This window comes from Streptomyces sp. NPDC001796, assembly GCF_042892355.1.
Classification (GTDB): domain Bacteria; phylum Actinomycetota; class Actinomycetes; order Streptomycetales; family Streptomycetaceae; genus Streptomyces.
Map to the genome: position 1 here is coordinate 18583 of NZ_JBIAUC010000002.1, position 13523 is coordinate 32105.

Genomic DNA, 13523 nt, shown 5'->3' on the forward strand with positions numbered 1-13523 from the left:
GGGACGCAGCCGGACCACAGGTCGGAAAACGGGGATCGGAGGCGGTTGGAATGGCGCACGGCGAGGTGCTCGAGTTCGAAGAGTACGTACGCACCCGGCAGGACGCGCTGCTGCGCAGCGCGCGCCGGCTGGTCCCCGACCCGACCGACGCCCAGGACCTGCTGCAGACCGCGCTGGTGCGCACGTACGGCCGCTGGGACGGCATCGCGGACAAGCGGCTGGCCGACGCCTACCTGCGCCGCGTCATGATCAACACGCGGACCGAGTGGTGGCGCTCGCGCAAACTGGAGGAGGTCCCCACCGAGCAGCTCCCGGACGCGTCGGTGGAGGACTCCACGGAGCAGCACGCGGCCCGTGCCCTGCTGATGGACGTCCTGAAGGTGCTCGCTCCCAAGCAGCGCAGCGTCGTCGTGCTGCGACACTGGGAGCAGATGTCCACGGAGGAGACGGCCGCCGCCCTCGGTATGTCGGCCGGTACGGTCAAGAGCACGCTGCACCGGGCGCTCGCCCGGCTCCGGGAGGAGCTGGAAGCCCGCGACCTGGACGCACGCGCGCTGGAGCGTGAGGAGCGGGAGCGTTGCGCGGCCTAGACACGGGGGTCATACGGCTCAGCGGAGCCCTGAAGGCGGTGACGGCGGCGGTGGCCGCGGTCGCCGCCCTCGGGCTTTTCGTCTCCGCCTGCGCCACCGGCGGCACGGGCGCCCGGGACGAGGGCCCCGCGGGCAGGGACCCGGTGATCGCGGGTGCCGCCACGCCGTCGCCGTCGCCGTCGCCCACCGCCAAGGAGCCCACGCGTGCCGAGGTGGTGAAGATCGTCAGGGACGATCCGCAGGTCGCCAGGGTGGTCAAGGAGGACCTGAAGCCCTGCGTGGCCGACGAGTACCCGGTCGACGTGTCCTACGGCGACATCACCGGCGGCGACGTCGACGACATCGTGGTCAACGTGATGACGTGCGGTGACGCCGTCGGGATCGGCTCTTACGTGTACCGGATGAAGAACCACAGGTACCAGAATGTGTTCAAGGCCGAGGCCCCGCCGGTCTACGCGGAGATCGACCGCGGCGACCTGGTGGTGACCCAGCAGATGTACCAGAGGGGAGACCCGGTGTCGTACCCCTCCAGCGAGGAAGTGATCACCTACAGCTGGAGGACCAGCCACTTCACCGAGATATCCCGTACGCGCAACGAGTACAGCAACGCGGTGGGCAACAGCGGCACCGCCGCCCCCACCAAGAACTGACCCCGACCCCTACTGAGAGCAGCGGATGGCAGAGCAGACACACGTCCTGTTCGTCGAGGACGACGACGTCATCCGCGAGGCCACCCAGCTCGCTCTGGAGCGGGACGGCTTCGCGGTGACCGCCATGCCCGACGGCCTGTCGGGCCTGGAGGCGTTCCGCGCCCGCCGCCCCGACATCGCCCTGCTGGACGTGATGGTTCCCGGCCTGGACGGGGTCAGCCTCTGCCGACGCATCCGGGACGAGTCGACCGTGCCGGTGATCATGCTGTCCGCGCGCGCCGACTCGATCGACGTGGTGCTCGGCCTGGAGGCGGGCGCCGACGACTACGTGACCAAGCCCTTCGACGGCGCCGTGCTGGTGGCGCGCATCCGTGCGGTGCTGCGCCGCTTCGGGCACGCGAGCGGCGCCGGCCGGGCGGCAGAGGACACCTCGCCCGGGGACGACGGGGTGCTCACGTTCGGCGATCTGGAGGTGGACACCGAGGGCATGGAGGTCCGGAAGGCCGGGCAGCCGGTGGCCCTCACGCCGACCGAGATGCGGCTGCTGCTCGAGTTCTCGTCGGCGCCCGGCACCGTACTGTCGCGCGACAAACTGCTGGAGCGCGTGTGGGACTACGGATGGGGCGGGGACACCCGTGTCGTCGACGTCCATGTGCAGCGGCTGCGCACCAAGATCGGCCAGGACCGGATCGAGACGGTCCGTGGCTTCGGCTACAAGTTGAAGGCGTGAGCGGGGACAGGAGCATGCGGGGGATCATCGGCCGCCTCGTCCCCGAGGACGCGGCCATACGCACCGGTCTGAGATGGAAGCTCAGCGCGGCGATCGCCCTGGTCGGCGCGCTCGTCGCGATCGCGTTGAGCCTGGTCGTGCACAACGCGGCGCAGGTGTCGATGCTGAACAGCGCACGCGACCTCGCCGACGAGCGCATCCAGGTCGCACAGCGGATGTACGAGTCCGGGCGCACCCAGACCTTCGGGACCAAGATCGACGATCCGGCCATCCCGCGGGACCTGCTGGAGAAGGTCATGCAGGGCAGGCGGGCCACCTTCGCGTCCTGGGACCGCAACGGGGTGCCGGACACCTGGGCCGCCGTACCGCTCAAGGACGGCCGGGTGCTGTCCCTGCACACCCGCACCGACCGCAGCGTCGCGGTGATCAAGGACCTCGACCAGGCCCTGATCATCGGTTCGATCGCGGTCGTCCTCGGCGGCTCCGCGCTCGGCGTGCTGATCGGCGGGCAGTTGTCGGGCCGGCTGCGCAAGGCGGCCGCCGCGGCGAACCGGGTCGCCAAGGGCGAGACGGACGTGCGCGTACGGGACGCGATCGGTGGTGTCGTACGCGACGAGACGGACGATCTGGCCCGGGCGGTGGACGCGATGGCGGACGCGTTGCAGCAGCGGCTTGAGGCGGAGCGCCGGGTGACGGCGGACATCGCGCACGAGCTGCGCACGCCGGTCACGGGCCTGCTCACCGCGGCGGAGCTGCTGCCGCCGGGCCGCCCCACCGAACTGGTGTTGGACCGCGCGAAGGCCATGCGCACGCTCGTGGAGGACGTCCTGGAGGTGGCCCGGCTGGACGGCGCGTCCGAGCGTGCGGAGCTGCAGGACATCATGCTGGGTGAGTTCGTGACCCGGCGGGTGGCCGCGAAGGACGCGGACGTCGATGTCAGGGTGATCCACGAGTCGGCGGTCACCACGGACCCGCGCCGTCTGGAGCGGGTGCTGTTCAACCTGCTGACGAACGCGGCACGGCACGGCAAGCCGCCCATCGAGGTGTCCGTCGAGGGCCGGGTGATCCGGATACGGGACCACGGCCCCGGCTTCCCCGAGGAGCTGCTGGCCGAGGGCCCGAGCCGGTTCCGTACGGGCAGCTCGGACCGCTCGGGCCAGGGCCACGGCCTGGGTCTGACGATCGCGGCGGGGCAGGCGCGGGTGCTGGGCGCCCGGCTGACGTTCCGCAACATCCGGGCGCCCGGGGTGCCGGAGCATGTGCCGGCCGAGGGAGCGGTGGCGGTGCTGTGGCTGCCGGAGCACGCGCCGACGAGCACGGGCAGTTTCCCGATGCTGCCGCCGTCCGGCAGCTGACCTCAGACCGGGAGGACCTCAGGTCGGAAGGACCTGAGGGCTGTCAGGCCCACTCCTTCTCGAAGTCCAGACCGCCCTCGCGGCGCTGGGTGAAGGAGAACCAGTTGCCGGAGTCGTCGCGGAAGAGCGCCTCGGTGCCGTACGGCCGCTCCTGCGGCTCCTGGAGGAACTCCACGCCGCGGTCCTTGAGCCGCTTGTAGTCGCCGTGGATGTCATCGGTGGCCAGCACACCGGCACCGAGAGCGCCCTTGGCGATGAGCTTCTTCATCATCTCGGCGGACTCGGGGTCCATCGCGGGCGGCCCGGGCACCATGAGCGTCAGCTCGACGTCGGGCTGGCCCGGGGCGCCGACGGTGAGCCAGCGCATGCCACCGTCGCCCATGGTCATGTCCGTACGGACCTCGAGGCCGAGCTTCTGCGTGTAGAACTCCTTGGCCCGGTCCTGGTCGAGGACCCAGACGGTGGTGATGGCAAGCCCCTTGATCATGGTGCGCCCCTGGAGGTGGGAGGTGCGGTGTGCGCTGCCACGGTAAGCCGCGGACCCTTCACCCCGCTTCTCCGGAATTGCTCTCCTCGCTCCTGCGGAATCCGCCCGCCCAGAGCATGGCGTAGCACCCGGGTATGAGCGCGGCGCCGCGGCCGACGTGCTTGGCGCGGTACTCACTGGGCGTGAGCCCGGTCCAGGCCTTGAACCGCGCCGAGAACGTGCCGACGCTGCTGAACCCCACGAGGTGGCAGATCTCGGTCACCGACAGATTGGCCGTACGCAGCAGGTCCTCGGCACGCTCGATGCGCCGGTGCGTCAGATACTGCCGCGGCGTCTCGCCGTACGCCTCCTTGAAGGCCCGCAGGAAGTGATACCGCGAGTACCCGGCACGCTCGGCCACGGCCCCCAGATCGAGCGCCGGGTCGGCCCAGTCCCGGTCCATCAGATCCTTGGCCAGCCGCAGCTGCCGCATCTTGTCCACGCCACCGATGCTGCCACGCGGCACTGACAGGGAGGGGGTCCTGGGGGCGCATCGGGCACGGGCCCGGAGCGCAGCCCGTAGGCAGCAGCCCGGGGACCCAGTCCCCGGCGGGGTCGCCAAGGGGGAGCCCCGAGGATGAGAAGGGTAAGGACGGCGGGGGCCAGCCTCGCCCGAATGTGCCCGTCCGCACGGGAAAGGGCCCCCGGGTGCACGCACCCGGGGGCCCTCGGGCCGGAGCCCGTGCCGGTCAGACGGCCTCTGCAACCGCCGGCGGCACATCCGCGGCGTCCCCAGCCGCGCCCCCGGCCTGCTTGTCGGGGCCGGCCCCCCTCAGCGGGACCTCCTTCACGAACACCGCCGCAGCCAGCGCGAGCACGGCCACCACCGTGCCGAGCAGGAACGCCGAGTGCGTACCCGCGGACACCGCGTGCTGGTACGCCTCCCGCGCCGCCGCCGGCAGCTTCTGAAGGCTCTTCGCGTCCAGCTGCGCCGACTGCTCGGTGATCTTCGACCCCAGCGCACCGGCCCGCTCGGCCATCACATGCTGGACCCGGTTGTTGAACAGGGCGCCCATGATCGCGACGCCGAAGGAGGAGCCCAGCGTCCGCGCGAGGGTCGTGGTCGACGAGGCGACACCCATGTCCCGCATCTCGACGCTGTTCTGCGCCACCAGCATGGTGATCTGCATCAGGCAGCCCATTCCGGCGCCCAGCACCGCCATGTACAGGCCCGAGGTGAACCGGCTGGTCCCCGTGTCCATCCGCGAGAGCAGGAAGAGACCCACGATCATCAGCACGCTGCCGACCACCGGGAAGACCTTGTACCGCCCGCTGTTGGTGGTGACCCGCCCCGCGATCATCGACACGACGAGCATCGCGCCGAGCATCGGCAGGAGCAGCAGCCCGGAGTTGGTCGCGGACGCACCCTGCACGGACTGCTGGTACAGCGGCAGGAACAGCGTCGCACCGAACATCACGAACCCGGTGATGAAACCGATCGCCGACATCAGCGAGAAGTTCCGGCTGCGGAAGATGTGCAGCGGCACGACCGGCTCGGCGGCCTTCGTCTGCCAGAAAAGGAATCCGACGAGCGCGGCGACGCCGATCCCGATCAGTTCCATGATCCGCGCGGACGTCCACGCGTACTGGGACCCGCCCCAGGTGGTGACCAGCACGATAGAGGTGATGCCGACGGTCAGCAGCGCGGCGCCGAGGTAGTCGACACGGGCCTGGGAGCGCTTCTTCGGCAGGTGCAGCACGGCGCTGATGGCGACCAGCGCGACGACACCGAGCGGCAGGTTGATGTAGAAGGCCCAGCGCCAGCCCCAGTTGTCGGTGATGGTGCCGCCGACCAGCGGACCGCCGATCATCGCGAGCGCCATGACGCCGGCCATCATGCCCTGGTACTTGCCGCGCTCCCGCGGCGGAATCAGATCACCGATGATCGCCATGACCCCGACCATGAGACCACCGGCGCCGAGGCCCTGGATGGCGCGGAAGCCGATGAGCTGGCCCATGTTCTGCGCCATGCCGCTGAGCGCGGACCCGGCCAGGAAGATCACGATCGAGGTCATGAACGAGCCCTTGCGGCCGTACATGTCACCGAGCTTGCCCCACAGCGGCGTGGCGGCGGCGGTGGCGAGGGTGTACGCGGTCACCACCCACGACAGGTGTTCGAGGCCGCCCAGCTCGCCCACGATGGTCGGCATCGCCGTGCCCACGATCATGTTGTCCAGCATCGCGAGCATCATCGTGATCATCAGCGCGAGCAGGACGACCCGTATGCTCCGAGGTTGTTTCTCACTCTTCTCGCCGTCAGCGGCCGGTGCCGCGCTGTCCGCCATGGTCCCCAACTCCCCTTGGTACCGCCGCCCGGCCGACTACTTACTTGCCGCCCGGCTAGTTCACTACACTGGGGAAGGTAGCCCCGTAACTAGCCGGGCGTCAAGTAAGTTTCGTAGGCTCGGCCAGGAGGCCTGTGCACAGGCTCTCCGGGAGTGCGAGGAGTACGAGGATGGGCGGCACCACCATGGAAGGCACCAAGCGGCAGCGGCGCGGGGACACCCGTCAGCGCATCCAGGACGTGGCGCTCGACCTCTTCGCCGAGCAGGGTTACGAGAAGACCTCACTTCGGGAGATCGCCGAGCGCCTGGACGTCACCAAGGCCGCGCTCTACTACCACTTCAAGACCAAGGAAGAGATCCTCGTCGGCATCTTCGAGGACCTGACCCGCCCGATGGACGAGCTCATCGAGTGGGGCAAGGCGCAGCCGCACACCCTCGAGACCAAGCAGGAGGTGCTGCGCCGCTACAGCGAGGCACTGGCCGGCGCGGCCCCGCTCTTCCGTTTCATGCAGGAGAACCAGGCCACCATCCGCGAACTGAGCATCGGCAACCAGTTCAAGGACCGGATGCTGCAGATGCGCGACATCATCCGCGACCCGGACGCCTCCCTGACCGACCAGGTCCGCTGCGTCAGCGCGCTGTTCACGATGCACGCGGGGATGTTGGTCCTGCAGGATGTCCAGGGCAATCCCGAGGAGAAGCGCAAGGCGGTCCTGGAGGTCGCGATCGACCTGGTCACGCAGGCCCACTCGGGTGAGGGGACAGCGTAGGGAGAGCCCAGGCGCGCCTCAGACGGTCACACCCCTGCCCCGCAGATAGGCGACGGGGTTGACGGCGGAGCCGTAGTGCGGGGTCGTACGGACCTCGAAGTGCAGATGCGGGCCGCTGGAGTTGCCCGTGTTGCCGGACAGCCCGATGCGCTGACCGGTGACGACGGCCTGGCCGACCCTGACGTCGATCCGCGAGAGGTGGGCGTACTGGGAGTAGACGCCGCCCGCATGCCTGATGACGACGGCCTTGCCGTACGCCGCCCCGTCCCCGGCGCCGCCCGCTCCGGCCTTGACGACGGTCCCGGCGTGCGCGGCGACGACGCTCGTCCCGCTCGGCACGGCGAAGTCCTGCCCGCTGTGGGTGGACTTCCACATGCCGCCGGCCCGGTTGAAGCCGGCCGTGAGCGAGTAGTTCCCGACCGGCTGGACCCAGGAGGCGGCGCTCACCGCGCCGCTCTCGGCGGCGGCCGCCCCATCGGCCCCCAGCGCGGCTGAAACCCCGGCACCGGCGGCCAGTACGGCCAGCCGGGCACGCATCCGGGACGTACGGGAGGAAGGCATGACGCTCTGAGACATGGAGACCTCGGGAAATGGGCGACTTGACCTTTTCTTGGTACAAGTCGGACCTGTCGATTACCAAACGGGTGATCTACGAGGACATGCCGTACTGGCGGCGAAATCGACCCGTGCCCAGGCGCACAGCCTTTGGCGGCGAGCACTACTAGGCGCCCTCGTACCGGCTCCTCCCCCTGTGTGACATGTCACCCGGCGGGCCCGCTAGGCTGACCCACCGTCACGGACCGAGCACGGGGGAGCAGATGGATCCAGCGGCCCTGGGCGTCAAGGTGGCCTCCAGCGTGGTCACCCCGCTCGTGAAGCGGCTCTTCGTCACGGAAGGGCCCGGCGCCGGGCTCGTCGACAAGCCGGTGCGCGTCTCGGAGTTCGTCTCGTTCCGCGGCGAAAAGCGCGCCCTCGCCGAGAAGGAGCTCACCAAGCTCGCCGCAGAGCTGGTCAGGCGGGCCGTCACGGCGGAGGGCGAACGCCCGCTGCCCGAGGACGAGACACCCGCCGTCGTCCTCGCCCTGGCCACCACCCTGCATGCCCTCGGCGACCTCAACATGACCGACGTCCAGGCCGTGCGACTGGGTCACCAGACCCTCGCCCTGCACCTGCGGGCCGCGAGCGGCACCCCCGACCGCGACCTCTCCCTCGACGCCACCCTCTTCTACGAGCGCGTCCTGGAGATCGCCTGCCTCCACATCCTGCACTTCTTCACGCAGCGGTCCACCTTTGTCCCCCGCACCCTCGTCGAACAGACCCGGCGGCAGGCCGAGATCATCGCGAAGATCGACGAGCTGATCGCCCGCACCCCGCCCACCGGCGGCACCGACCCGGCCTTCGACCAGCGCTACCTCGCCTACGTCGCCATCAAGCACAGTCATCTGACCATCTACGGAGTCGACCTCGTCAACTCCCCGGAGCGCTGGCCCCTCGACTCGGCCTACCTCAGCCTCCAGGCACTGCGCCCGGACGACGAGACCGACGCCCGTATCGCCACCGCCTCCGCGGCCCTGCCCGCCGACCAGGCCCTCACCGGCCACGACCGGGTCCTGCTGCGCGGGGTCGCCGGTTCCGGCAAGACCACGCTGGTGCAGTGGCTGGCGGTGACGGCGGCCCGCGGTGAGCGCGGCGACCGGATCCCGTTCGTCCTGCCGCTGCGCACCCTCCTGCGCCGCCCCGGCGGGCTGCCGGCGCCCGACGCCTTCCTGGACGCCGTCCGCGTCCCCTTCCACGCCACCCAGCCGCCCGGCTGGGCCGACCGGGTCCTCACCGCCCGCCGCGCGCTCCTGCTCGTCGACGGCATCGACGAGATCCCCGAGCGCGAACGGGAACGCACCCGGCGCTGGCTGCGCGACCTGCGCGACGTCTACCCCGGCAACCAGTGGCTCGTGACCTCGCGGCCCTCCGCCGTGCGCGAGGACTGGCTCGCCCCCGACGGCTTCACCGAACTCTCCCTCGCCCCCATGAGCCGCGGCGACGTCGCCGCGTTCGTCCGCCGCTGGCACACCGCGGCCCGCGGCGGCGCCCCCGACACCGACCGCCTCGACGACTACGAACGCTCGCTCCTGGACGCCGTGCGCACCAAACCGGACCTCGGCCGGCTGGCCACCAATCCGCTGATGTGCGGGCTGATCTGCGCCCTGCACCGGGACCGTCGGGGGTATCTGCCGCACGGCAGGCAGGAGTTGTACGAGGCGGCCCTGTCGATGCTGCTGGCGCGGCGCGACGAGGAGCGTGACATGTTCGTCCGGCAGGACGGCATCCACCTGACCGAGGCCCCGCAGATCCAGCTGCTGCAGCGCCTGGCGTACTGGCTGATCCGCAACAACCAGTCCGAGATGGACCGTGAGCGCGCGGAGCGGATCGTCGCCGACGTGCTGCCCTCGCTGCCCGCCGCCGCCTCCCAGGGCGACGCCGGAGAGATCCTGCGCCACCTCCTGGTCCGCAGCGGACTGCTGCGCGAACCCGCCCCCGGCACGGTCGAGTTCGTCCACCGCACCTTCCAGGACTACCTGGGCGCGAAGGCGGCGGTCGAGGACGGGGACTTCGGACTGCTGGTGCGGGGCGCCGCCGACGAACAGTGGGCGGATGTGATCCGCATGGCGGTGGCGCACGCACGGCCGCGGGAGAGGGCCGAACTGCTGACCGACCTGAGCGCCTCCGCCGACCGGGTCCCGGGAGCGGCCGGGACGCGCATCCGGCTCCTGGCGCTCGCCTCGCTGGAACACGCGACGGAACTCGATCCCCGTGTCCGCGCCCGGGTGGAGTCCGAGGCCGCCGCGCTCATCCCACCCCGTACGACGGGCGAGGCCCGAGCCCTCGCCGAGGCCGGCCCCCTCGTGCTGGAACTGCTTCCGGGCCCGGAGGGGCTGACGGACGCGGAGGCGAGGGCGGTGGTCATCACCGCGTCGCTGATCGGCACCGAGGCGGCCATTCCGGTACTGGCCCGGTTCCGGTCGCATCACGCCCTGCCCGTACGGGCGCAACTGACGTGGACCTGGCACCGCTTCCACACCGAACGGTACGCGGAGGAGGTGATCGCGCATCTACGGCCCGAGGGCCTGTACTTCGCGGCGCACTCGGCGGCCGAACTTCGCGCTCTGCGGGACTTGGGCGGGCCGTCCCTGCTCCAGATCGTCGGCGACGTCGGCTCGGACGACATCCGGGCCGCGCTCCGCCCGGACCAGGTGCGCAAGCTGGTCGTCCGCGACAACCGCGCATTGCGGGACCTGAGTTGCCTCTCCCATCAGGGGCGGTTGAACGAACTGGATCTCGGAAGCCTGGACCCGGACGTCGACGATCTCTCGCCGCTCGCGGAACTGCCGATCACCCTGCTGTCGTTGCACGGCGCCTCCCGTCTGGGGACGCCGGACGCACTGGCCCGACTCGGACCCACCGTGACGGGGCTCGACCTCAGTATCCGGCTCCACGGCGACTCCCTCGACACGGTCCTCCCCCGGGAACACCCCCTGGAATACCTGCGGCTCTCCGAAAAGGCGCTGCAGTCCACGGGACTGCGCGGGCTACGGCACCTGCACACGGTGAAGAGACTGAGCCTGGCCTCCCTTCCGAAGGAGCTGCCCCCGGAGCACTTCGAGGAGATCGCCGCCCTGCCGGCCCTGGAGGATCTGCGGCTCATCTGGAATGCCACCGGCTGGGAGGCGGGCCCTGTTCTGGCCGGGATCACCCGGCTGCGACTGAACATGTTCACCGGGACCGAGGACCTCTCGAGACTCCCCGCGCTCTTCCCCTCAGTGCAAGACCTCACCCTGCGCCTCGCCCCGGACGTCTCCGTCCTCCCGGATCACGTCCTGGATCTTCTGCCGGTCCGGCCCGTGATCGAGCGCACCGACAGCGTGCTGTGACCGCACACGGAAAGGGGGCTGCCCCGGGACCGAAGTCCCGGGGCAGCCCCCTTTCCGTCTCAACCCCGCAGGGGTCAGTCCTTGCTCAGGTTCGGACCGCCACCGGCCGCCTGCTCGATCGGCGGGACGTCCGGCAGAGCCGACTTCTCCTCACCACGGAAGGTGAACTTCTGGGCGTCGCCCTCGCCTTCCGTGTCGACGACCACGATGTGGCCCGGACGCAGCTCCCCGAAGAGGATCTTCTCGGACAGCGTGTCCTCGATCTCGCGCTGGATCGTGCGGCGCAGCGGCCGGGCACCCAGCACGGGGTCGTAGCCCTTCTTCGCCAGCAGCTCCTTCGCGGACTGGGCGAGCTCGATGCCCATGTCCCGGTCCTTGAGCCGCTCGTCGACCTTGCTGATCATCAGGTCGACGATCGCCAGGATGTCCGCCTGGGTCAGTTGCGGGAAGACCACCACGTCGTCGACGCGGTTGAGGAACTCGGGCCGGAAGTGCTGCTTGAGCTCGTCCGACACCTTGTTCTTCATGCGCTCGTAGTTGGTCTTCGTGTCGCCCGCGGCGGCGAAGCCGAGGTTGAAGCCCTTGGAGATGTCCCGGGTGCCGAGGTTGGTCGTCATGATGATGACCGTGTTCTTGAAGTCCACGACCCGGCCCTGGGAGTCGGTCAGGCGACCGTCCTCCAGGATCTGCAGGAGCGAGTTGAAGATGTCCGGGTGAGCCTTTTCGACCTCGTCGAACAGGACCACCGAGAACGGCTTCCTCCGCACCTTCTCCGTGAGCTGACCGCCCTCCTCGTAGCCGACGTAGCCGGGGGGCGAGCCGAACAGACGGGAGACCGTGTGCTTCTCGCTGAACTCCGACATGTCGAGGGAGATGAGCGCGTCCTCGTCGCCGAACAGGAACTCGGCCAGCGCCTTGGACAGCTCGGTCTTACCGACACCGGACGGGCCGGCGAAGATGAACGAACCACCCGGACGCTTCGGGTCCTTCAGGCCCGCGCGCGTACGGCGGATCGCCTTCGACAGCGCCTTGACGGCGTCCACCTGGCCGATGACCCGCTTGTGGAGCTCGTCCTCCATGCGGAGCAGGCGGCTGGACTCCTCCTCGGTCAGCTTGAAGACCGGGATGCCCGTGGCCGTGGCCAGCACCTCGGCGATCAGCTCGCCGTCGACCTCGGCGACGACGTCCATGTCGCCGGCCTTCCACTCCTTCTCCCGCTTGGCCTTCGCGGCGAGCAGCTGCTTCTCCTTGTCGCGGAGAGATGCCGCCTTCTCGAAGTCCTGGGAGTCGATCGCGGACTCCTTGTCCCGGCGGACGGCCGCGATCTTCTCGTCGAACTCGCGAAGGTCCGGCGGCGCGGTCATCCGGCGGATGCGCATCCGGGAACCGGCCTCGTCGATCAGGTCGATCGCCTTGTCCGGCAGGAAGCGGTCCGAGATGTAGCGGTCGGCCAGGGTGGCGGCCTGGACCAGGGCCTCGTCCGTGATGGAGACGCGGTGGTGCGCCTCGTAACGGTCGCGCAGGCCCTTGAGGATCTCGATGGTGTGCGGCAGGGACGGCTCCGCGACCTGGATGGGCTGGAAGCGGCGCTCCAGGGCCGCGTCCTTCTCCAGGTGCTTGCGGTACTCGTCGAGCGTGGTGGCGCCGATGGTCTGCAGCTCACCGCGGGCCAGCATCGGCTTCAGGATGGAGGCCGCGTCGATGGCGCCCTCGGCGGCACCCGCACCGACCAGCGTGTGCAGCTCGTCGATGAACAGGATGATGTCGCCGCGGGTGCGGATCTCCTTGAGCACCTTCTTCAGGCGCTCCTCGAAGTCACCGCGGTAGCGGGAGCCGGCGACCAGCGCGCCCAGGTCGAGGGTGTAGAGGTGCTTGTCCTTGAGGGTCTCGGGCACCTCGCCCTTGACGATGGCCTGCGCCAGGCCCTCGACGACCGCCGTCTTGCCGACGCCGGGCTCGCCGATGAGCACCGGGTTGTTCTTGGTACGGCGGGACAGCACCTGCATGACCCGCTCGATCTCCTTCTCGCGCCCGATGACCGGGTCGAGCTTGGACTCACGAGCGGCCTGGGTGAGGTTCCGGCCGAACTGGTCCAGGACGAGAGAGGTCGAGGGCGTGCCCTCGGCCGGGCCGCCCGCGGCGGCGGTCTCCTTGCCCTGGTAGCCCGACAGCAGCTGGATGACCTGCTGGCGGACACGGTTGAGGTCTGCTCCGAGCTTGACCAGGACCTGGGCGGCGACGCCCTCGCCCTCACGGATCAGGCCGAGCAGGATGTGCTCCGTGCCGATGTAGTTGTGGCCCAGCTGAAGGGCCTCGCGGAGCGACAGCTCCAGGACCTTCTTGGCACGGGGGGTGAAGGGGATGTGCCCGGACGGGGCCTGCTGGCCCTGGCCGATGATCTCCTCCACCTGCTGGCGGACCGCCTCGAGCGAAATCCCGAGGCTCTCCAGGGCCTTAGCGGCGACACCCTCACCCTCGTGGATCAGGCCCAGGAGGATGTGCTCGGTGCCGATGTAGTTGTGGTTGAGCATCCGGGCTTCTTCCTGAGCCAGGACGACAACCCGCCGCGCGCGGTCGGTGAACCTCTCGAACATCGTTAATCGCTCCTCAGAGCGGTCAGGCAGTGGGGGGAACTTCCCCTCCCTGTCCTTCCGCAGCTTAGTCCCGCAAGCGGGGACCGCTCATTCCAAC

11 protein-coding genes are annotated in these 13523 nt (G+C 69.9%); 6 read left to right on the forward strand and 5 right to left on the reverse strand.

Annotated features, from left to right (window positions below):
• The first annotated feature begins 50 nt into the window (after positions 1-50).
• The 4 genes from ACFYZE_RS03595 to cseC are packed head-to-tail and all read left to right on the forward strand — an operon-like array spanning position 51 to position 3325.
• Complete coding sequence (locus tag ACFYZE_RS03595) at positions 51-590, forward strand: SigE family RNA polymerase sigma factor (RefSeq protein WP_200422421.1); 540 nt, start codon at positions 51-53, stop codon at positions 588-590.
• Positions 578-1240, forward strand: coding sequence for a hypothetical protein (locus ACFYZE_RS03600; RefSeq protein WP_388987996.1), 663 nt, complete (start codon positions 578-580; stop codon positions 1238-1240). The genes ACFYZE_RS03595 and ACFYZE_RS03600 overlap by 13 nt, the downstream gene beginning before the upstream one ends.
• A 25-nt stretch (positions 1241-1265) precedes the next feature.
• Entirely contained in the window at positions 1266-1970 is a 705-nt protein-coding gene (cseB, locus tag ACFYZE_RS03605; RefSeq protein ID WP_388988000.1) for a two-component system response regulator CseB, read from the forward strand.
• A gap of 14 nt (positions 1971-1984) precedes the next feature.
• Positions 1985-3325 carry a two-component system sensor histidine kinase CseC gene (gene cseC / locus ACFYZE_RS03610; protein ID WP_388988003.1) on the forward strand — a complete coding sequence of 447 codons (1341 nt, stop codon included), beginning with the start codon at positions 1985-1987 and terminating at the stop codon, positions 3323-3325.
• Positions 3326-3368: 43 nt separating this feature from the next.
• Here the strand turns inward: cseC and ACFYZE_RS03615 are convergent, their stop codons facing one another.
• From ACFYZE_RS03615 to ACFYZE_RS03625, 3 genes are all read right to left on the reverse strand, one after another.
• Positions 3369-3812, reverse strand: coding sequence for a VOC family protein (locus ACFYZE_RS03615; RefSeq protein WP_388988006.1), 444 nt, complete (start codon positions 3810-3812; stop codon positions 3369-3371).
• Positions 3813-3870: 58 nt separating this feature from the next.
• Entirely contained in the window at positions 3871-4284 is a 414-nt protein-coding gene (locus ACFYZE_RS03620; protein WP_388989504.1) for a helix-turn-helix transcriptional regulator, read from the reverse strand.
• 256 nt (positions 4285-4540) lie between these two features.
• A complete protein-coding gene (locus ACFYZE_RS03625) occupies positions 4541-6136 on the reverse strand; it encodes an MDR family MFS transporter (RefSeq protein WP_388988009.1) in 1596 nt (531 codons plus the stop codon).
• 170 nt (positions 6137-6306) lie between these two features.
• Here ACFYZE_RS03625 and ACFYZE_RS03630 point away from each other — a divergent pair, with 170 nt between their 5' ends.
• On the forward strand, positions 6307-6906 hold the full coding sequence (locus tag ACFYZE_RS03630) for a TetR/AcrR family transcriptional regulator (RefSeq protein WP_388988011.1): 600 nt from the start codon (positions 6307-6309) through the stop codon (positions 6904-6906).
• Positions 6907-6924: 18 nt separating this feature from the next.
• On the opposite strand, the gene ACFYZE_RS03635 is transcribed toward ACFYZE_RS03630, so the two are convergent.
• The gene (locus ACFYZE_RS03635; RefSeq protein ID WP_388988014.1) at positions 6925-7482 is read right to left on the reverse strand and encodes a M23 family metallopeptidase; all 558 of its coding nucleotides are present in this window, start codon (positions 7480-7482) and stop codon (positions 6925-6927) included.
• Between the two features lie 242 nt (positions 7483-7724).
• Here ACFYZE_RS03635 and ACFYZE_RS03640 point away from each other — a divergent pair, with 242 nt between their 5' ends.
• On the forward strand, positions 7725-10832 hold the full coding sequence (locus ACFYZE_RS03640; RefSeq protein WP_388988017.1) for an NACHT domain-containing protein: 3108 nt from the start codon (positions 7725-7727) through the stop codon (positions 10830-10832).
• Between the two features lie 74 nt (positions 10833-10906).
• On the opposite strand, the gene ACFYZE_RS03645 is transcribed toward ACFYZE_RS03640, so the two are convergent.
• On the reverse strand, positions 10907-13426 hold the full coding sequence (locus tag ACFYZE_RS03645) for an ATP-dependent Clp protease ATP-binding subunit (RefSeq protein WP_388988020.1): 2520 nt from the start codon (positions 13424-13426) through the stop codon (positions 10907-10909).
• Between the last annotated feature and the right edge of the window lie 97 nt (positions 13427-13523).

Excerpts from the sequence above, each read along its gene's own strand:
- ACFYZE_RS03595 (WP_200422421.1), top strand. The coding sequence starts at position 51 with ATGGCGCACGGCGAGGTGCTCGAGTTCGAAGAGTACGTACGCACCCGG.
- cseB (WP_388988000.1), top strand. The coding sequence starts at position 1,266 with ATGGCAGAGCAGACACACGTCCTGTTCGTCGAGGACGACGACGTCATC.
- cseC (WP_388988003.1), top strand. The coding sequence starts at position 1,985 with ATGCGGGGGATCATCGGCCGCCTCGTCCCCGAGGACGCGGCCATACGC.
- ACFYZE_RS03615 (WP_388988006.1), bottom strand. The coding sequence starts at position 3,812 with ATGATCAAGGGGCTTGCCATCACCACCGTCTGGGTCCTCGACCAGGAC.
- ACFYZE_RS03620 (WP_388989504.1), bottom strand. The coding sequence starts at position 4,284 with ATGCGGCAGCTGCGGCTGGCCAAGGATCTGATGGACCGGGACTGGGCC.
- ACFYZE_RS03625 (WP_388988009.1), bottom strand. The coding sequence starts at position 6,136 with ATGGCGGACAGCGCGGCACCGGCCGCTGACGGCGAGAAGAGTGAGAAA.
- ACFYZE_RS03630 (WP_388988011.1), top strand. The coding sequence starts at position 6,307 with ATGGGCGGCACCACCATGGAAGGCACCAAGCGGCAGCGGCGCGGGGAC.
- ACFYZE_RS03635 (WP_388988014.1), bottom strand. The coding sequence starts at position 7,482 with ATGTCTCAGAGCGTCATGCCTTCCTCCCGTACGTCCCGGATGCGTGCC.
- ACFYZE_RS03640 (WP_388988017.1), top strand. The coding sequence starts at position 7,725 with ATGGATCCAGCGGCCCTGGGCGTCAAGGTGGCCTCCAGCGTGGTCACC.
- ACFYZE_RS03645 (WP_388988020.1), bottom strand. The coding sequence starts at position 13,426 with ATGTTCGAGAGGTTCACCGACCGCGCGCGGCGGGTTGTCGTCCTGGCT.